The 17,950-nt window shown below is 70.4% G+C and carries 17 protein-coding genes; 9 read left to right on the top strand and 8 right to left on the bottom strand.

Going from position 1 to position 17,950, the window contains the following annotated elements:
- Window positions 1-52 precede the first annotated feature (52 nt).
- A complete protein-coding gene (locus ACO1BR_RS17270) occupies window positions 53-1,207 on the bottom strand; it encodes an LOG family protein (RefSeq protein WP_426795957.1) in 1,155 nt (384 codons plus the stop codon).
- Window position 1,208: 1 nt separating this feature from the next.
- The gene (locus tag ACO1BR_RS17265) at window positions 1,209-1,616 is read right to left on the bottom strand and encodes a MarR family winged helix-turn-helix transcriptional regulator (protein WP_426795956.1); all 408 of its coding nucleotides are present in this window, start codon (window positions 1,614-1,616) and stop codon (window positions 1,209-1,211) included.
- 135 nt (window positions 1,617-1,751) lie between these two features.
- Here ACO1BR_RS17265 and ACO1BR_RS17260 point away from each other — a divergent pair, with 135 nt between their 5' ends.
- Window positions 1,752-2,174 (top strand): RidA family protein, encoded by a 423-nt coding sequence (locus ACO1BR_RS17260; protein WP_426795955.1) that lies wholly within the window; start codon window positions 1,752-1,754, stop codon window positions 2,172-2,174.
- 237 nt (window positions 2,175-2,411) lie between these two features.
- On the opposite strand, the gene ACO1BR_RS17255 is transcribed toward ACO1BR_RS17260, so the two are convergent.
- The 4 genes from ACO1BR_RS17255 to ACO1BR_RS17240 form a co-directional block, all read right to left on the bottom strand.
- Entirely contained in the window at window positions 2,412-3,569 is a 1,158-nt protein-coding gene (locus tag ACO1BR_RS17255) for a hypothetical protein (protein ID WP_426795954.1), read from the bottom strand.
- A complete protein-coding gene (locus ACO1BR_RS17250) occupies window positions 3,551-4,291 on the bottom strand; it encodes an ABC transporter ATP-binding protein (protein ID WP_426795953.1) in 741 nt (246 codons plus the stop codon). The genes ACO1BR_RS17255 and ACO1BR_RS17250 overlap by 19 nt, the downstream gene beginning before the upstream one ends.
- Before the next feature lie 213 nt (window positions 4,292-4,504).
- Window positions 4,505-5,866, bottom strand: a complete 1,362-nt coding sequence (locus tag ACO1BR_RS17245) for an aspartate aminotransferase family protein (RefSeq protein WP_426795952.1) — start codon at window positions 5,864-5,866, stop codon at window positions 4,505-4,507.
- An 83-nt stretch (window positions 5,867-5,949) separates the two neighbouring features.
- Window positions 5,950-6,435, bottom strand: a complete 486-nt coding sequence (locus tag ACO1BR_RS17240; protein ID WP_043266334.1) for an Lrp/AsnC family transcriptional regulator — start codon at window positions 6,433-6,435, stop codon at window positions 5,950-5,952.
- A gap of 180 nt (window positions 6,436-6,615) precedes the next feature.
- On the opposite strand from ACO1BR_RS17240, the gene ACO1BR_RS17235 reads away from it, so the two are divergent.
- From ACO1BR_RS17235 to ACO1BR_RS17225, 3 genes are all read left to right on the top strand, one after another.
- Window positions 6,616-8,070 carry a gamma-aminobutyraldehyde dehydrogenase gene (locus tag ACO1BR_RS17235; RefSeq protein ID WP_426795951.1) on the top strand — a complete coding sequence of 485 codons (1,455 nt, stop codon included), beginning with the start codon at window positions 6,616-6,618 and terminating at the stop codon, window positions 8,068-8,070.
- 131 nt (window positions 8,071-8,201) lie between these two features.
- The gene (locus ACO1BR_RS17230; protein ID WP_426795950.1) at window positions 8,202-9,383 is read left to right on the top strand and encodes a polyamine ABC transporter substrate-binding protein; all 1,182 of its coding nucleotides are present in this window, start codon (window positions 8,202-8,204) and stop codon (window positions 9,381-9,383) included.
- A 64-nt stretch (window positions 9,384-9,447) separates the two neighbouring features.
- Complete coding sequence (locus tag ACO1BR_RS17225) at window positions 9,448-10,065, top strand: HXXEE domain-containing protein (protein ID WP_426795949.1); 618 nt, start codon at window positions 9,448-9,450, stop codon at window positions 10,063-10,065.
- Between the two features lie 90 nt (window positions 10,066-10,155).
- On the opposite strand, the gene ACO1BR_RS17220 is transcribed toward ACO1BR_RS17225, so the two are convergent.
- Both ACO1BR_RS17220 and ACO1BR_RS17215 read right to left on the bottom strand, forming a co-directional pair.
- Window positions 10,156-11,178 (bottom strand): adenosine deaminase, encoded by a 1,023-nt coding sequence (locus ACO1BR_RS17220; RefSeq protein WP_426795948.1) that lies wholly within the window; start codon window positions 11,176-11,178, stop codon window positions 10,156-10,158.
- Window positions 11,179-11,221: 43 nt separating this feature from the next.
- Window positions 11,222-11,839, bottom strand: coding sequence for an NADAR family protein (locus tag ACO1BR_RS17215; RefSeq protein ID WP_426795947.1), 618 nt, complete (start codon window positions 11,837-11,839; stop codon window positions 11,222-11,224).
- Between the two features lie 202 nt (window positions 11,840-12,041).
- On the opposite strand from ACO1BR_RS17215, the gene ACO1BR_RS17210 reads away from it, so the two are divergent.
- The 5 genes from ACO1BR_RS17210 to ACO1BR_RS17190 all read left to right on the top strand — a co-directional run bounded on the left by ACO1BR_RS17210 (window position 12,042) and on the right by ACO1BR_RS17190 (window position 17,950).
- Window positions 12,042-13,559 carry a gamma-aminobutyraldehyde dehydrogenase gene (locus tag ACO1BR_RS17210; RefSeq protein WP_426795946.1) on the top strand — a complete coding sequence of 506 codons (1,518 nt, stop codon included), beginning with the start codon at window positions 12,042-12,044 and terminating at the stop codon, window positions 13,557-13,559.
- A 112-nt stretch (window positions 13,560-13,671) separates the two neighbouring features.
- Entirely contained in the window at window positions 13,672-14,937 is a 1,266-nt protein-coding gene (locus ACO1BR_RS17205) for a polyamine ABC transporter substrate-binding protein (protein ID WP_426795945.1), read from the top strand.
- A gap of 57 nt (window positions 14,938-14,994) precedes the next feature.
- The gene (locus ACO1BR_RS17200) at window positions 14,995-16,176 is read left to right on the top strand and encodes an ABC transporter ATP-binding protein (protein WP_426795944.1); all 1,182 of its coding nucleotides are present in this window, start codon (window positions 14,995-14,997) and stop codon (window positions 16,174-16,176) included.
- Window positions 16,173-17,108, top strand: a complete 936-nt coding sequence (locus tag ACO1BR_RS17195) for an ABC transporter permease (protein WP_426795943.1) — start codon at window positions 16,173-16,175, stop codon at window positions 17,106-17,108. The genes ACO1BR_RS17200 and ACO1BR_RS17195 overlap by 4 nt, the downstream gene beginning before the upstream one ends.
- Window positions 17,108-17,950, top strand: coding sequence for an ABC transporter permease (locus ACO1BR_RS17190; protein WP_426795942.1), 843 nt, complete (start codon window positions 17,108-17,110; stop codon window positions 17,948-17,950). The genes ACO1BR_RS17195 and ACO1BR_RS17190 overlap by 1 nt, the downstream gene beginning before the upstream one ends.

Genomic DNA, 17,950 nt, shown 5'->3' with positions numbered 1-17,950 from the left:
TCGGCGTGCAAACAGATCTCTCGGTGGTCAAAGGATCAGGAACAGGTCCCGGTCAGGAGCCGGACTCTGAGCCGAGGCGTGCCAGCGCCTCCGGGACGTCGTCCACCGAGTCGACCAGGGCGACCCGGGCCGCCATGGGGCGGTCGGCTGCCAGCGCCTGGAGCAGCGGCCAGGTCGGCAGTTCCTCGGTCCAGTGCTCGCGGTTCACCAGCACCATCGGCGTCGGTTCGCCGCGCGACCGGTAGTAGTTCGGGGTCGCGTTGTCGAAGATCTCCTGAACGGTCCCCGCCGCACCGGGAAGGAACACCACCCCGGCGTCGGACCGGGCCAGCAAGCCGTCCTCACGCAGCGCATTGACGAAGTACTTCGCGATATGGGACGCGAAGGCGTTCGGGGGTTCGTGGCCGTAGAACCAGGTGGGGATGCCGACGGAAGCGCCGCCCCCCGGCCGGCTGCGGCGCACGTCGAAGGCGGCCCTCGCCCAGTCGGTGACGGAGGGCCTGAAATGCGGTGCCTTGGAGAGGATCTCCAGTGCCGAGTCGAGCATGCCGTCCTCGAACGGCGCGGCGTAGGCCCCGAGGTTCGCCGCCTCCATCGCGCCCGGTCCGCCGCCGGTCGCGACAGTCAGGCCCTCACGGGTGAGCCGGCGGCCGAGCCGGGCCGCGCCGGCATAGGCGGCGGAGCCGCGCTCCAGGGAGTGGCCGCCCATGATCCCGACCACGCGCGAACCGGCGAGATGCTCGTCCAGGGCGTCCGACACGGCATCGTCGTGGATGCTCCGCAGCATGGACGCGAACACATCACCGCCCGCCTTGGTCTCCTGGTACCAGCGGTATGTGCGGGCGTCCGGGGTCGCGTCGTAACCGGCGTCGACCAGCCCCTCGAAGAGTTCGTCCGGGGCATACAGGCCGCCGCGATACGGATCGACCGGAAGGCCCGGTACCGGCGGGAAGACCAGCGCGCCGCCGGCGCGCACCTTCGCGGCGGCGTCCGGCTCCATGGCGCAGCCGAGGAAGACGGACTCCGCGGTATCCGTACTGAGCAGCGCGAAGGTACGGTCCGTCAGATCGAGGGACTGGACGCGGTATCCGGCGAGGCTGCCTGATGCGGCGACCCGGTCGAACTCCGTAATGGAGCCGATCTCCTGGCCTCGCTCGCGGGGGCTGTGGGGCACCGGGGGCTCTGAATTCGACTGCACACCGGCCATGTTAGGTCCGCAGTGACTGCACCAGGGGTGCGAGCAGTCCGTCTTCGGCCGCGGCGTTGAGTGCGGAGCGCAAGGCGCTGTCGTACGTCGGGCGTGCTCTGTTCTGTACGTCCCGGCCCTCGTCGGTGATCACGCTGTAGACGCCGCGCCGGTCGTCGGGGCACAGGTCCCGGCGGGTCAGGCCGGACGACTCCAGACGCGAGGCCAGCCGGCTGACCGAGCTCTGATTGAGGCCGATGAGGTCGGCGAGCTCCTGCATGCGCAGCTCGCCCTCGTCGGCTTCCGCGAGCCGGGCCAGTGCGCGGTACTCGGAGAGTCCGAGACTGTGGTGTTGCTGCAGGGCCTTCGCCAGCTCCTGCTCGACACGCGTGTGCAGTGCGCCGAACCGGTCCCAGTGCTCCGCGTCCATCGTCTTCCGCTTTCTTCCGTCCTCGGGCAGCTGTGCGTTCTTCCGCCGAGCTCTTGACAGCAGCGTACATGCAGCAGAAAATTATGTATGTGCATGCAAGGAATGCTTACGCATGGACTCGGGAAAGGGGGCGTCATGTCGACGACCGGTGTCGCGGCGACCGGGAGCGCGCAGGAGATCGAGCGGATCGCCACCACGCCGGATTGGTATGAGCCGTACAAGATCTCGCAGGCCGTCAAAGCGGGCGGACTGATACATGTCTCGGGACAGGCGGGGATCGACGAGCAGGGGCGGACGATCTCGGATGACTTCCTCACGCAGGGGCGGCAGGCGTTCGCGAACGTCGAGCGGGTTCTCGCGGCGGCCGGCGCCTCGTTCACCGATGTGGTGAAAGTGGGCATCTTCGTGACCGACATGGCCGCCTGCCTCGACCAAGTCATCGCCCTGCGCGAGGAGTTCCTGTCCGAGCCCTATCCCGCGGACACGCTCCTGGAAGTGCCGTCGTTGGCCCGGCCGGACTGGCGAATAGAGGTCGAGGTCACCGCTCTCGCCCGCTGAGACCGGCGCTTCCCGCCGCGTCACCGTCGACCGGCGGCCATCCCGCACCGCACCGTCCTACGACACACCATGCGGCGGCGCGCACCGCGCCGATGTGCGTCCACCACCCCGACCAGGCCGCCGCGTCACCACCCGGACCGGATCACCACACCACCAGCTCAGCCGAATCGTCGTCCCACCGGCCTGGGCGATCCGTCGCCAACTGGGCCCGACCGCCCCCGTGCCTCCACAGCGCCCTCAACGCACCAGCGGAAGTGTGGCCATCTCGGCGACGGTCCATGTCAGCGGGCCCAGTACAAGAGTCAGCGCGACGGCGCGCAGTGCCGTGGCGCGCTGGAGGACGGAAACGGGGGCGCCGAGGCGGCGCAGGGCGGCGGTGGTGCGGGCGCGGGCCGACCGGGACTCCAGAGCGGCGGCCAGGGCACTGGCGGTGACACAGGCGAAGATGACCGATGTTCCGATGGCGGTGAGCGGTCCGACGGAACGGGAGGGAGTGTTTCCGTACACCGTGACGGCGGCGTAGGCCCCGGAGGCCACCGCGCACAGGACGCCGAGCGGGCGGCCCAGGCGGTGCGACTCCTCCTGGAGTACGCGTCCGGACAGCAGCCGCTGTGCGCCGGGGCGCCCCGCGCACAGCAACTGACCGGACAGATGCACCAGGCCGGGGCCGGCCAGGACGAGCCCCAAGGCGGCGAGGGCCCAGCCGGCCAGGACGCCCGGGGCGCTGCCGAGCAGCCGGCCCGGGAGCGGCAGCACCCCGCCGTGGGCATCGGTGACGGGGCTGGTGTACGCCTCGACGGCCAGGCCCGCCGCCGTGAGGGCGACGCCCCATGGGAGGCCGGTGGGGGCGGTGATGGAGTGCGGCTCGGAGTCGCGGTAGCCCGGCTCAGTGCGGGGGCGCAGCGAGAGGGCGGTCGCCGCTGCGCCGGCGAGCGGGACGGCCGCCAGCAGCATGAGGGCACCGGGGAGCGGCAAGGGGTGGCCGGCGCCCAGCAGGTCGGGGTCGGAGTCGACGACGGTGGGGCCGCCGAGGTCGCCGCGGAGACGGAGGAAGACGAGCAGGGAGAGGAGGACACCGAGGACACAGGACAGCGCGGTGGAAGCCGCCGCGAGCAGGGTGAGACGCAACGGGCCCAGGCCGGCGGCGGTCATGCCGCGCTGGAGGCGGGCAGCCGGATCCGTGCGGGCGACCGAGACCGCGAGCTGGGTGGTGGCGGCGAGCGGGGCGGCGCACCACAGCAGGCGGGCCAGGGAATCACCGGCGGCGGGGTGGCCGGCGGCGTGGCCGAGAGCGGACAGCAGCAGGAAACCGGTGCCGGCGGAGGCGGCGGCGACGAAGAGACGGCGCAGCAGGACGAGGGGGTGAGAGCCGCGGGCTAGACGGAGAGCGAGCACGCTGCCCTGCTTTCCTCATCGGAGGAGTCGGGGGTGGCGGGCACGGCGCCCGAGAGGCGTCCGTCGAGGAGCGAGACGGTGCGGTCGGCGAGGGCGGCCACCTGGGGATCGTAGGTCGCCAGGATCACGGTGATCTGGTGCGAGCGGGCCGCGGTGGTCAGGGTGCGCAGCACCTGGGTGCCGTCGGCGCTGTGCAGCGGGGCGGTCGGCTCGTCGGCGAAGAGCACCCGGGGGGTGGTGGCGAGGGCACGGGCGATGGCGACCCGTTGGCGCTGGGACTGGTCGAGCCGTGCGGGGCGGCGGCGGGCGCACATGCCGACGTCGAGGCGGTCCAGCCATTCGACGGCGGTGTTCTTGGCCGAGCGGTGGCCGGTGCCGCGCAGCAGGAGGGGGAGGGCGGCGTTCTCCCAGGCGGTGAGTTCGGGGACGAGGTGGGGTTCGGTGTCGATCCAGCCGAACCGGTCGAGACGCAGTCGTTCGCGGCTGGGGCCGGAGAGTGTGTGGACGGAGGCGTCGTTGAACCAGACTTCGCCCTCGGTGGGGACGATCTGCCCGGACAGGCAGTGCAGGAGGGTGGTCTTGCCGCTGCCGCGGGGGCCGGTGACGGCGATGATCTCTCCCTCGCGGACGCCGAGGGAGACTCCGGTGAGAGCGGCGGTGCCACCGTGCATGTGGTGCAGGTCGCGAGCCCAGAGCACGTCGTTGTCAGGCGGGGCCACCATCTGCGCACCTCTTGCTTGTTCGCTGGTCCTTCCCCCGACCGGGTGAACGACCACGGAGGGTATCGGTCACTAGCACGGTAAGGACTCGTGGCCCTCGGCATTCGGCGCTCGGCAGGCACAACGGCCCAGATTCACTCGTGTGGCTGGAAGTGAGTGAATCTGAGCCGCTGGATGTTCAGTTGTGTACTAGCGAACCAGGAGGTGACGCGTAGGTCAGAGCTTGGTCCACGCCTCGGTGAGGACGGAGCGCAGGATCTGCTCGATCTCGTCGAAGACGCTCTGGTCGGCGATCAGCGGCGGGGCCAGCTGGATGACCGGGTCGCCACGGTCGTCGGCGCGGCAGTAGAGGCCGTTGTCGTACAGGGCCTTCGAGAGGAAGCCGTAGAGGACGCGCTCGGTCTCCTCGTCGTTGAAGGACTCCTTGGTGGCCTTGTCCTTGACGAGCTCGATGCCGTAGAAGAAGCCGTTGCCGCGGACGTCGCCGACGATCGGCAGGTCGTGCAGTTTCTGCAGCGTGCTGAGGAAGTTGCCCTCGTTGTCGAGCACGTGCTGGTTGAGGCCCTCGCGCTCGAAGATGTCGAGGTTGGCGACGCCGACGGCCGCGGAGACCGGGTGGCCACCGAAGGTGTAGCCGTGCAGGAAGGTGTTGTCGCCCTTGTAGAACGGCTCGGCCAGGCGGTCGGAGACGATGCAGGCGCCGATCGGGGAGTAGCCCGAGGTCATGCCCTTGGCGCAGGTGATCATGTCCGGGACGTAGCCGAACTTGTCGCAGGCGAAGATCGTGCCGAGGCGGCCGAAGGCGCAGATGACCTCGTCGGAGACGAGCAGCACGTCGTACTGGTCGCAGATCTCGCGGACCCGCTGGAAGTAGCCGGGGGGCGGCGGGAAGCAGCCGCCGGCGTTCTGGACCGGCTCCAGGAAGACGGCGGCGACGGTGTCCGGGCCCTCGAAGAGGATCTGCTGCTCGATCTGGTCGGCGGCCCAGCGGCCGAACGCCTCGGGGTCGTCGCCGTGGATCGGGGCGCGGTAGAGGTTGGTGTTCGGGACCTTGTGCGCGCCGGGGACCAGCGGCTCGAAGGGGGCCTTCAGGGCCGGGAGACCGGTGATCGACAGGGCACCCTGCGGGGTGCCGTGGTAGGCCACCGCGCGGGATATGACCTTGTGCTTGGTGGGCTTGCCGACGAGCTTGAAGTACTGCTTGGCCAGCTTCCAGGCGGTCTCGACGGCCTCGCCGCCGCCGGTGGTGAAGAAGACCTTGTTCAGGTCGCCGGGGGCGTAGTGGGCCAGGCGCTCGGCCAGCTCCACGGCCTTGGGGTGCGCGTACGACCACACCGGGAAGAAGGCCAGCTCCTGGGCCTGCTTGTAGGCGGTCTCGGCGAGCTCGACCCGGCCGTGGCCGGCGTTGACCACGAAGAGGCCGGCGAGGCCGTCGATGTAGCGCTTGCCCTTGTCGTCGTAGATGTTGGTGCCCTCACCGCGCACGATCGTGGGCACGGGGGCGTTCTCGTACGACGACATGCGGGTGAAGTGCATCCACAGGTGGTCGTACGCCGTCTTGGAGAGGTCGGTGCTCATGCGCAAGCCTCGCTTCGCTCGGCGGGCTGGCATTCGCGCAGCGCGCACCCCTTCATGATTCGCTCGCTGTGCTCGCTCATGTGCTATCTCGTTCCCCAGGTGTAGGTCTGCTTCCGGAGCTTGAGGTAGACGAAGCTCTCGGTGGATCGAACGCCGGGAAGCGTGCGGATCCTCTTGTTGATCATTTCCAGAAGGTGATCGTCGTCCTCGCAGACGATCTCGATGATGAGGTCGAAGGAGCCCGCCGTCATGACGACGTACTCGACTTCCTCCATGGTCGTCAGGGCGTCGGCCACGGGGTCGAGGTCGCCCTCGACGTTGATGCCGACCATGGCCTGCCGGCGGAAACCGACCGTGAGGGGGTCGGTGACCGCGACGATCTGCATCACGCCCTGGTCGAGCAGTTTCTGTACGCGCTGGCGTACCGCCGCCTCGGACAGGCCCACGGCCTTGCCGATCGCGGCGTACGGACGGCGTCCGTCCTCCTGGAGCTGCTCGATGATCGCCAGGGAGACGGAGTCGATCGACGGAGTGCCGGTTCTGTCAGGACTGTTACGAGAAGGCGCCACGTCATTCACTGTGCACGAGGTCCGACGGTATGGCAACCCCGATTCGATGAAATCAGTTGTTGATCGAGGTTGATTTCACTGATTTCGTTGTTCGAACGGTGTGGGTGTGTTGAAAACGTGGTCGTCGCGGCTAGTCTGGGATCTCAACCACCGGACATCTGACACTGAAGGGGGCGCACAGTGACCACCGCACTGCGTCGTCTGCGCAACTACATCGACGGGGAGTTCCGGGACGCCGCCGACGGCCGGACCACGGAGGTGGTCAACCCCGCGACGGGCGAGCCCTACGCCACGGCCCCGCTGTCGGGCGCCGCGGACGTGGACGCGGCCATGGCGGCCGCCGAAGCAGCCTTCCCCGCGTGGCGCGACCTGATCCCGGCCGAGCGCCAGAAGGTCCTCCTCAAGATCGCCGACCGTTTCGAGGAGCGCGCCGAGGAGCTGATCGCCGCCGAGTCCGAGAACTGCGGCAAGCCGATCGCCCTCGTGCGCTCCGAGGAGATCCCGCCGATGGTGGACCAGATCCGCTTCTTCGCGGGGGCCGCCCGGATGCTCGAAGGCCGCTCGGCCGGCGAGTACATGGACGGCTTCACCTCCATCATCCGGCGGGAGCCGGTCGGCGTCTGCGCCCAGGTCGCGCCGTGGAACTACCCGATGATGATGGCCGTGTGGAAGTTCGCCCCGGCGCTCGCCGCGGGCAACACCGTGGTCATCAAGCCCTCCGACACCACTCCCGCCTCGACGGTGCTGATCGCCGAGATCATCGGCGGCGTGCTGGACGAACTGGGCTACTCCCGCGGTGTGTTCAACGTGATCTGCGGCGACCGGGAGACCGGTCGCCTGATGGTCGAGCACAAGGTGCCGGCGATGGCCTCGATCACCGGCTCGGTGCGCGCCGGCATGCAGGTCGCCGAGTCCGCCTCCAAGGACCTCAAGCGGGTCCACCTGGAGCTGGGCGGCAAGGCGCCGGTCGTGGTCTTCGAGGACACCGACATCGCCAAGGCCGTCGAGGACATCGCCACCGCCGGCTACTTCAACGCCGGCCAGGACTGTACGGCCGCCACCCGGGTGCTCGTCCAGGAGTCCATCCACGACGAGTTCGTCGCCGCGCTGGCCAAGGCCGCCTCGGAGACCAGGACCGGCGCGGTCGACGACGAGGACGTGCTCTACGGCCCGCTGAACAACGCCAACCAGCTCGCTCAGGTCAAGGGCTTCATCGAGCGGCTGCCCGCGCACGCCAAGATCGAGGCCGGCGGCGAACAGGTCGGTGAGAAGGGCTACTTCTTCGCGCCCACCGTCGTCTCGGGCCTCAGGCAGGACGACGAGATCGTCCAGAACGAGGTCTTCGGGCCGGTCATCACCGTCCAGTCGTTCCGCGACGAGGCGCAGGCGCTGGAGTGGGCCAACGGCGTCGAGTACGCGCTGGCGTCCTCGGTGTGGACCAAGGACCACGCCCGGGCGATGCGGATGTCCAAGGGCCTCGACTTCGGCTGCGTGTGGATCAACACGCACATCCCGCTGGTCGCCGAGATGCCGCACGGCGGGTTCAAGAAGTCCGGCTACGGCAAGGACCTGTCCGCCTACGGCTTCGACGACTACACCCGGATCAAGCACGTGATGACCTCGCTGGACGGCTGAGCCGACCGGCCCTCAGGGGATCCCCACCGTCGTGCGGCACACAACGCCCGACACACCGTCGCGGGCGGAGGCCCGGCAATGGACGCTCTGTCACTTGCCGCCTCCGCCCGCGGCGCGTGAGAGTGCTCACCATGGCTGATCTTTCGCGGCGTTCGCTGCTCAGGGGTGTGGGCGGAATCGGTGTGACCGGGGCGCTGGCCGCCGTGACGGGGTGCGGGGTGCCGCCGGCGTACGTCGACGCGGCCGACCGCGAGAGTCCGGACCGCTCCGCGCGCGAGCACCGGCTGGTCTTCGCCAACTGGCCGCTCTACATCGACGTCGACGACCACGACAAGCAGCGTCGGCCCACCCTGGACGGGTTCCAGCAGCGCACCGGGATCGCCGTGACGTACACCGAGGAGATCAACGACAACGACGAGTTCTTCGGGAAGATCAGTCCGGCGCTGATGAACCACCAGCCCACCGGCCGCGATCTCATCGTCATCAGCGACTGGATGTGCGCCCGGTTCGTCCGGCTGGGATGGGTCGAGACGATGGACCGCAAGGCCCAGCCGAACGTCGCGAAGTACCTCGATCCGCAGTTGCGCACCCCGCACTTCGACCCCGGCCGGCTGCACTCGGTGCCCTGGCAGTCCGGCATCACCGGTATCGCCTACAACCGCAGGAGGCTCGGCCGGGAGATCAGGCACACCTCCGACCTGTGGAAGGACGACCTCCGCGGCCGGGTCACGCTGCTGTCCGGGCTCGACGAGGCGTTCGCGATGCTGCTCCAGGGCAACGGCGTCGACATCACCCGCTGGACCGCCGACGACTTCCACCGGATGATCGACCAGGTGCGCGGCCTGGTCCGCAGGGGCCAGATCCGCCGTTTCACCGGCAACGACTACATCAAGGACCTGGACTCCGGCGATGTGCTCGCCGCGCAGGCGTACTCCGGCGATGTGATCCAGCTGCAGGCGGACAACCCGGACATCGAGTTCGTGGTGCCGGAGGAGGGGGCCGAACTGTGGGCGGAGAGCTTGATGATCCCCAACCTCGCGGCCCACAAGCGGAACGCGGAGCGGCTGATCGACTACTACTACCAGCCCGAGGTCGCGGCGGAGCTGGCAGCCTGGGTCAACTACGTGTGCCCGGTGCCGGCCGCACGGGAGGTGCTCGCCTCGTCCAAGGACAAGGACCGGGCCAAGCTCGCCGAGGACCCGCTGGTCTTCCCCGACGCGCGGATGCGCCGGCGGCTGGCCATCGCGCGGGACATCACGGCCGGGGAGCGGACCGGGTTCGCCAAGGAGTGGAACGCGATCGTGGGGCTGTAGGCCCTGACCGGTCGGTCAGGGCCGGTGTCCGCGGTGGTCAACGGGCCTGCCACACTTGGCGGTTATGTCGATCTCCGTGGTGAAGTCGAAGGTGCCCGTACCGTCCGTGCCGCCCGTGGACGGGACGGCCGCGGGCGGGATACCGGTGGGCGGAGCGCCCGTGGGCGGGGTGGCGCCCGCCGTCACGCTGGGGCTGTTCGCCGCGTGGGCGCTGCACGACGCGGAGGAGGTGGCGTTCGGGCCGCGCTGGGTCCGGGAGAACGTACCGGCTCTGCGCAAGCGCTTCCCCCGGGTGCCCGAGAGGGCCTGGCGGGCCCTGGAGGGCGTCACCGAGCGGGAGTTCGCGGCGGCGGTCGGCGTGATGGGGGCCATCGTCGCCGCCGCGGCCGTCCGCGGGCACCGCACGGGCGGCCGGTCCGCGTTCTTCCAGAGCACGCTGGACGGCTTCGGGCTGCACGGTCTGCTGCACCTCGCGCAGGCGGCGGCCACCCGCGGCTACACCCCGGGCTCCGCCACCTCGCCGGTGATCGTCATCCCCTTCACGCTCTGGGCGCGCGGCCGGCTGCGGCGCGCCGGCCGGCTGCGCCCGGCGACCGCCGGCAGCGCCGTCCGGGGCGTGGCCGTCGCGGGGGCGGCCACGGTCGTCTCGCACGCGGTGGCGCGGCGGCTGGTCCGGCGCTGACCGGCGCAGCGGCCCCCGGCCCAACCGGTGCCGTGCATAGGGGGGTTGCCCCTCCGTGCGCGGCACCGGCCGTGAGCTGTCGGACAGGCCCTAGCCGCGCCAGCCGCTCGCGTAGGCGTCGATCTCGGCCGCCAGCCGGGACTTGGCCGCGTCGTCCATGAACGAGGCGGTCACGGCGTTCTTGGCGAGGGCGGCCAGGCCCGTGGTGTCCAGGCCCAGGAGGCGGGCGGCGACGGCGTATTCGGTGTTCAGGTCGGTGCCGAACATGGGCGGGTCGTCGCTGTTGACGGTGACCAGGACGCCGGCGTCGACCATCTCCCTGATGGGGTGCTCGTCGAGCGTGCGGACGGCGCGGGTGGCGATGTTGGACGTCGGGCAGACCTCCAACGCGATGCGGTGCTCGGCGAGATGGGCGAGCAGCTCCGGGTCCTGGGTGGCGCTGGTGCCGTGGCCGATGCGCTCGGCACGCAGGTCGCGGAGGGCGTCCCAGACCGTGCCGGGGCCGGTGGTTTCGCCGGCGTGCGGGACGGAGTGCAGGCCGGCGGCGATGGCCCGGTCGAAGTAGGGCTTGAACTGGGGCCGCGGCACGCCGATTTCGGGTCCGCCGAGGCCGAACGAGACCAGCCCCTCCGGCTGGAGCTCGCACGCGATGCGGGCGGTCTCCTCGGCGGCCTCCAGACCGGCCTCGCCGGGGATGTCGAAGCACCAGCGCAGCACCACGCCCAGCTCGGCCTCGGCCGACTTCCGGGCGTCCTCGATGGCCTCGACGAAGGCGGCGTCCGGGATGCCGCGGCGGACCGAGCTGAACGGGGTGATGGTCAGCTCGGCGTAGCGGATCTGCTGGCGGGCCATGTCGCGGGCGACCTCGTACGTCAGCAGGCGCACGTCCTCGGCGTCGCGGATCAGGTCCACGACGGAGAGGTAGACCTCGATGAAGTGCGCGAAGTCGCGGAAGGTGAAGTAGTCGGCGAGCGCCTCGGGGTCGCTGGGCACGGCGGAGTCGGGGTGCCGCGCGGCCAGCTCGGCGACGATGCGCGGCGAGGCCGAACCGACGTGGTGGACGTGCAGCTCCGCTTTGGGTAGGCCCGCGATGAAGGCGTCGAGGTCGGACAACGGTTCCTCCTGGGTGAGGGGCGGTGCGGATACGTCGGTCCGCTCATCGTATGGGGGCGGCGCATTCGCCTTCCGCCAGCCTCTGGCGCGCCTCCATCAGGGCGAAGCCGAGGAGGTTCAGCCCGCGCCAGCGGGCCGGGTCGTCGGCGCGCTCGTCGTCAGCGGCGAGGCCGATGCCCCAGACGCGGTCCAGGGGGCTGGCCTCCACCAGGACCCGGGAGCCGGTGCCCAGCAGGAACTCCCGCAGATCGGCATGCCGGCCGAATTTGTGCAGGCTGCCTTCGAGGACGAGGGCGAAGCGGTGGCCGCGCCAGCGCTCCTCGTCGAAGCCGCGGACGCTCCGCCCGGCGTCCTTGGCCTCCTTGGGATGACGGGCGGCGATCGCGCGCCGCTCCGCCTCCGCGTCACCGAACAGGCGGGCCTTGCCGGCCATCATCCAGTGCTCGGCGGTCGCGTAGCGGACCCCGTCGACGGTGAAGGGGGAGGGCCACCACTGGCTGAAACAGCTCGCCCCGATGCGGCCGTCGCGCAGCGGGCGATGGCCCCAGAAGTGGACGAACTTCACGCGCCTGCCGGTGGCGGTCAGCGCGCTGACATCCTCGACCGAACGCGGTCCGTCCGCGGCGCGCCCGTCCATGATCCCCGTGGTGTCGTGCATCATGCCGGGATTCTGTCAGCGGGCACTGACAACGTGTCGGGGGTCCGGACCACCGAATTCGCAGAATTCGTCGCGTAACCAAAAGGCAACAACGGAATCACTTGTTGGTCGCCTTCAGCTCTGTCAAGATCGGCCATCGAATCCGGATATAGCTACGCCTGACAGTGCCGCTGAGCGGCCCCGGCGTCCGGCGGAGGAGAGCACCATGGACCAGCGATTCGATGTGACCGAACGATTCGCCGAGGGCGCGCAATTCATCGCCGGCGGTCTGTGCGCCGGCACGTCCGGCCGTACGCAGGACGTCGTGGACCCGGCCACCGGGGAGACCGTCCTGCGCTACGAACTCGCGGGCACGGACGAGGTGGACGCCGCCGTGGCGGCTGCCCGGGGGGCGTTTCCCGGATGGTCGCGGGCCACGCCCGGTGAGCGGTCCGACACCCTGCACCGCTTCGCCGCGGCGCTCGCCGAGGACGCCGAGGACCTCGCCTTCGCCGAATCGCTGAACTGCGGAAAGCCGATCAAGCTCAGCAGGGAGTTCGACGTCCCGGGTTCGATCGACAACGCCGCGTTCTTCGCCGGCGCCGCCCGCCACCTGGAAGGCAAGGCGGCCGGGGAATACAGCGGCGACCACACCTCGGTGATCCGCCGGGAGCCGGTCGGCGTCGTCGGCTCCATCGCGCCGTGGAACTACCCGCTCCAGATGGCCGCCTGGAAGGTGCTGCCGGCCATCGCGGCGGGCAACACCATCGTCCTCAAGCCCGCCGAGACCACCCCGCTGACCTCGCTGCTGTTCGCCCGGGCCGCACAGCGCGCGGGGCTCCCGGACGGGGTGCTCAACATCGTCTCCGGGGCGGGCCGGGACGCCGGTGAGCACCTGGTCGGGCACGCCGGCGTCGCCATGACCTCCTTCACCGGCTCGACCGCGGTGGGCAGGCGCGTCGCCGAGATCGCCACCGGTACGGTCAAGCGGATCCACCTGGAACTGGGCGGCAAGGCCCCGTTCGTCGTCTTCGACGACGCGGACCTGGAAGCCGCGGTCCACGGCGCGGTCGCCGGGGCGCTGATCAACACGGGCCAGGACTGCACCGCCGCCACCCGGGCCTATGTCCAACGCCCGCTGTACGACGCGTTCGTGAGCGGGGTCGCGGATCTGATGGCGACCGTACGGCTGGGCGACCCGTTCGACCCGTCCACCGACCTCGGGCCGCTGATCTCGCACGCCCAGCGCGACCGGGTGGCCGGCTTCGTCGAGCGCGCCCGGGGGTACGCCACCGTCGTCACGGGTGGCGAGGCTCCCCGGGGGGAGCTGGCCCGGGGCGCGTACTACCGGCCGACGTTGATCGCCGGAGCCGCCCAGGACAGCGAGATCGTGCAGTCCGAGATCTTCGGTCCGGTGCTGGTCGTGCTGCCCTTCGACAGCGACGACGAGGGCATCGCGCTCGCCAACGACACCCCCTACGGGCTGGCCGCCTCCGCCTGGAGCCGGGACGTCTACCGCACCGGCCGGGCCACCCGCGAGATCAACGCCGGCTGCGTCTGGGTCAACGACCACATCCCGATCATCAGCGAGATGCCGCACGGCGGCGCCAAGGCGTCCGGCTTCGGCAAGGACATGTCGGCGTACTCCTTCGAGGAGTACACGCAGGTCAAGCACGTCATGTACGACAACACCGCGGTGGCCAGGAAGGACTGGCACCGGACGATCTTCGGGGACCGCGGGTAGCCCGCCCCGCGCGGGCGCCCTCCCGGGGCGTCCGCACCGCCCGCGGCCGGTGCCGCGCGGCACCGTCACCACCGGCCGAGCGCCGGGCACACCCCCTGAAAGGGCACCGCGCATGGACCACCACGAGCAGCCCGCGCCGCCGGCACCGCCCGCCCCGCTGTCCGCGGCCGAGCTGACCGCCGTGCGCCGCAGCCTCACCGACGGCCGGCTCGCCATGACCCGCCGCTCGCTGCTGCGCGCCGGCGGCGCCCTGGCGGCCATGGCGGGCGGCGGCGCCGCCCTGTCGGCCTGCGGGATCGCCCCCGCGGGCCGTACCGACGCGGCGCTGACCGTGGACCACTCCGCGGCGGAGAAGCGGATCCACTTCTCCAGCTGGACGCAGTACATGGACGTCAGCGACGACGGGAAGCGCCATCCGACGCTGGACGCGTTCCGGCGGCGGACCGGGATCACCGTCGACTACACCGAGGACATCAACGACAACGACGAGTTCTTCGGCAAGATCCAGGCGCAGCTCGCCAACGGGCAGGACACCGGCCGCGACCTGATCGTGCTCACCGACTGGATGTGCGCCCGGATGATCTCCCTGGGCTGGATCCAGCCGCTCGACCGCTCGCACCTGCCGCACGCCTCGGCCAACCTCGCGGCGCAGTACCGCAATCCGGCCTGGGACCCGGGCCGCCGGCACTCCTACGTCTGGCAGGGCATCCCCGCGATCATCGCGTACAACAAGAACGCCACCGGCGGGCGCACCGTCGACTCGGTCAGCCAACTGCTGGAGGACCCGCGGCTCGCGGGCCGGGTCGGCTTCCTCTCCGAGATGCGCGACACCATAGGGCTGACCCTGCTGGACATGGGCAGGCGGCCCGAGGACGCCACCGCCGACGACTTCGACGCGGCCCTCGCCCGGCTCCAGAAGGGCGTCGACCGCAAGCAGATCCGCCGCTTCACCGGCAACGACTACACCACCGACCTCGACAAGGGCGACCTCGCCGCGTGCGTGGCCTGGGCCGGCGACGTCGTCCAGCTCCAGAGCGACAACCCGGCCATCGGCTACGCCATCCCCAAGGCCGGCTACATGACGTCGACCGACAACGTCATGGTGCCCAGCAAGGCGCGCCACAAGGAGAACGCCGAACGGCTCATCGACTACTTCTACGAGCCGGCGGTGGCGGCCCGGCTCGCGGCGTTCGTCAACTACGCCTGCCCGGTCGACGGCGTACGCGGCGAACTTGCCAGGATCGACAAGAAGCTGGCGGAGAACCCGCTGATCCTGCCGGACCCGGAGACGGTCGCCCGATCCCACTCCTTCCGCCCGCTGACCCCCCAGGAGAGCCGGGTGTTCAACCAGAAGTTCTCCGACCTCACCGGCGCCTGAGCCGCACGCCAGGCCCGGCCCGAGCCGTTCTGCCCTCCGACCCACGGGACGACCCACATGACCCACACCGAGACCCCCCGGAGCAGCGGCGGCGACGTCCGCCTCCGCGGGATCAGCAAGACCTACGGCTCCTTCACCGCCGTCCACCCGCTCGACCTCACCATCCCCGCCGGGTCCTTCTTCGCCCTCCTGGGCGCCTCGGGCTGCGGCAAGACCACCACCCTGCGCATGATCGCCGGGCTGGAGGAGCCCACCACCGGGACCGTCGAACTCTCCGGCCGGGATGTCACCGTCCTGCCCCCCTACAAGCGCCAGGTCAACACCGTCTTCCAGAACTACGCGCTCTTCCCGCACCTGGACATCTACGAGAACGTCGCCTTCGGACTGCGCCGCCGCGGCATCAGGTCCGTCAAGAAGCAGGTCGAGGAGATGCTCGACCTGGTCCAGCTCGGCCCGATGGCGCGCCGCCGGCCGCAGCAGCTCTCCGGCGGCCAGCAGCAGCGGGTCGCGCTCGCGCGGGCGCTGATCAACCACCCCGAGGTGCTGCTGCTGGACGAGCCGCTGGGCGCCCTCGACCTCAAGCTGCGCCGCCAGATGCAGCTGGAGCTCAAGCGCATCCAGACCGAGGTCGGCATCACCTTCGTCCATGTCACCCACGACCAGGAGGAGGCCATGACGATGGCCGACACCGTGGCCGTGATGAACGGCGGCCGGGTCGAACAGCTCGGCGCCCCCGCCGAGTTGTACGAGAACCCCGCCACCACCTTCGTCGCCAACTTCCTGGGCACCTCCAACCTCATCCAGGCCGAGGTCGTCGAGGCGGACGGCGAGGAACTGCTCCTCAGGGCCGGTGACGCCGAACTCCGGCTGTCCGCCCGGCGATGTAGCGCCCCGGCCCGCACCGGCGGGCGGGTACTGGCCGGGGTCCGGCCCGAGAAGGTGGCCCTGGCACACGCCGACGACGCCGGGACGATCGCCGAGGGCCGCAACCGGCTGTCCGGCCGCATCAGGGACGCCGGCTTCATCGGCGTCTCCACCCACTACGTCGTCGACGTGCCGGGCCTGGGCGAACTCGCCGTCTACGAGCAGAACATCGAGCGCGACGGCCGGCTCGTGCCGGGCGCGCAGACCGTGCTGCACTGGAACCCGGCGCACACCTTCGGGCTGGACGCGGAGCAGTCCCCGCTCGCCGGGACGACGGACGATGCCGGCGCGGACCTCGACGAGGAGGCCGCGTGACGACGACCCAGGCCCCCGCGCCTCCGGAGCGCCCGGCTGCCGACGCCCCGGAGGTCCGCCGGACCCCGGTCCGCAAGCGGCTGGTCCCGTACTGGCTGCTGCTGCCCGGCATCCTGTGGCTGCTCGTCTTCTTCGCCGCGCCGCTGGTCTACCAGGCGTCGACCTCCCTCCAGACCGGATCCCTCGAAGAGGGCTTCAAGGTCACCTGGCACCTCGCCACCTACTGGGACGCGCTCGCCGCATACTGGCCGCAGTTCGTCCGCTCGGTGGCGTACGCCGCCGTCGCCACCGTGCTCTGCCTGGCGCTCGGCTACCCGCTGGCGTATCTGATCGCCTTCAAGGCCGGTCGCTGGCGGAACCTGGTGATGATCCTGGTGATCGCCCCGTTCTTCACCAGCTTCCTGATCCGCACCCTGGCCTGGAAGACGATCCTGGCCGACGGCGGACCGGTCGTCGGGGCCCTCAACCACTTCCACGTCCTGGACGTCACCAGCGCCCTGGGCATCACCGAAGGGCACCGGGTGCTGGCCACCCCGCTCGCGGTGGTCTGCGGACTGACCTACAACTTCCTGCCGTTCATGGTCCTGCCGCTCTACACCTCGCTGGAGCGCATCGACCCGCGGCTGCACGAGGCCGCCGGCGACCTCTACGCCCGCCCGGCGACCACGTTCCGCCGGGTCACCCTCCCGCTGTCCATGCCCGGCGTCGTCGCCGGCACCCTGCTGACCTTCATCCCGGCCGCCGGCGACTACATCAACGCCGAACTGCTGGGCTCCACCGACCAGAAAATGATCGGCAACGTCATCCAGTCGCAGTTCCTGCGCGTCCTGGACTACCCGACCGCCGCCGCCCTCTCCTTCATCCTCATGGCGGCCATCCTCGCCATGGTCACGCTCTACATCCGCAAGTCGGGGACGGAGGACCTGGTCTGATGCCCGGCCACGAGACCACCTCGGCCACCGCGGTCCGCCCCCCGAACCGGGCCGTCCGCTGGCTGCGCCGCAACATCGTCACGATCGCGGGCCTGGGCACGCTGGGCTATCTGATCCTGCCCAACCTCGTCGTGATGGTCTTCTCCTTCAACAAGCCCAACGGCCGCTTCAACTACCAGTGGACGCGGTTCTCCACGGACGCCTGGACCGATCCGTGCGGCGTCGCCGACATGTGCGGCTCGCTCGGGCTCAGCCTGGAGATCGCCGTCTGGGCCACGGTCGGGGCGACCGTCCTCGGCACCATGATCGCGTTCGCGCTGGCCCGCTACCGCTTCCGCGCCCGCTCCGGCGTGAACACCCTGATCTTCCTGCCGATGGCCATGCCCGAGGTCGTCATGGCGGCCTCCCTGGCCACCCTGTTCCTCAACATGGGCATCCAGTTCGGCTTCTGGACGATCCTCATCGCGCACGTCATGTTCTGCCTGAGCTTCGTCGTCACCGCCGTCAAGGCCCGGGTGATGAGCATGGACCCCCGGCTGGAGCAGGCCGCCCAGGACCTCTACGCCACACCGGCGCAGACGTTCCTGCGGGTCACCCTGCCGATCGCGGCGCCCGGCATCGCCGCCGGCGCGCTGCTCTCCTTCGCGCTGTCCTTCGACGACTTCATCATCACGAACTTCAACGCCGGCTCCACCGTGACCTTCCCCATGTTCGTCTGGGGATCGGCACAACGGGGCACACCCGTTCAAATCAATGTCATCGGTACGGCGATGTTCCTGGTCGCCGTGCTCTGCGTCTTCGTCGGCCGGACGGCCGGCAAGAAACGCCGCCAGAGGAGCTGA

This window comes from Streptomyces sp. YGL11-2 (genome assembly GCF_050054615.1).
Taxonomy (GTDB): Bacteria; Actinomycetota; Actinomycetes; order Streptomycetales; family Streptomycetaceae; genus Streptomyces.
Note: the sequence above shows the minus strand (reverse complement) of the source record. Positions and strands in the feature narration are given on the sequence as shown.

What these genes read in the sequence shown, in the direction of transcription:
- ACO1BR_RS17190 (WP_426795942.1), top strand. Translation starts at nt 17,108, where the DNA reads ATGCCCGGCCACGAGACCACCTCGGCCACCGCGGTCCGCCCCCCGAAC.
- ACO1BR_RS17270 (WP_426795957.1), bottom strand. Translation starts at nt 1,207, where the DNA reads ATGGCCGGTGTGCAGTCGAATTCAGAGCCCCCGGTGCCCCACAGCCCC.
- ACO1BR_RS17250 (WP_426795953.1), bottom strand. Translation starts at nt 4,291, where the DNA reads ATGGTGGCCCCGCCTGACAACGACGTGCTCTGGGCTCGCGACCTGCAC.
- ACO1BR_RS17245 (WP_426795952.1), bottom strand. Translation starts at nt 5,866, where the DNA reads ATGAGCACCGACCTCTCCAAGACGGCGTACGACCACCTGTGGATGCAC.
- ACO1BR_RS17265 (WP_426795956.1), bottom strand. Translation starts at nt 1,616, where the DNA reads ATGGACGCGGAGCACTGGGACCGGTTCGGCGCACTGCACACGCGTGTC.
- ACO1BR_RS17230 (WP_426795950.1), top strand. Translation starts at nt 8,202, where the DNA reads ATGGCTGATCTTTCGCGGCGTTCGCTGCTCAGGGGTGTGGGCGGAATC.
- ACO1BR_RS17215 (WP_426795947.1), bottom strand. Translation starts at nt 11,839, where the DNA reads ATGATGCACGACACCACGGGGATCATGGACGGGCGCGCCGCGGACGGA.
- ACO1BR_RS17205 (WP_426795945.1), top strand. Translation starts at nt 13,672, where the DNA reads ATGGACCACCACGAGCAGCCCGCGCCGCCGGCACCGCCCGCCCCGCTG.
- ACO1BR_RS17225 (WP_426795949.1), top strand. Translation starts at nt 9,448, where the DNA reads ATGTCGATCTCCGTGGTGAAGTCGAAGGTGCCCGTACCGTCCGTGCCG.
- ACO1BR_RS17200 (WP_426795944.1), top strand. Translation starts at nt 14,995, where the DNA reads ATGACCCACACCGAGACCCCCCGGAGCAGCGGCGGCGACGTCCGCCTC.
- ACO1BR_RS17210 (WP_426795946.1), top strand. Translation starts at nt 12,042, where the DNA reads ATGGACCAGCGATTCGATGTGACCGAACGATTCGCCGAGGGCGCGCAA.
- ACO1BR_RS17260 (WP_426795955.1), top strand. Translation starts at nt 1,752, where the DNA reads ATGTCGACGACCGGTGTCGCGGCGACCGGGAGCGCGCAGGAGATCGAG.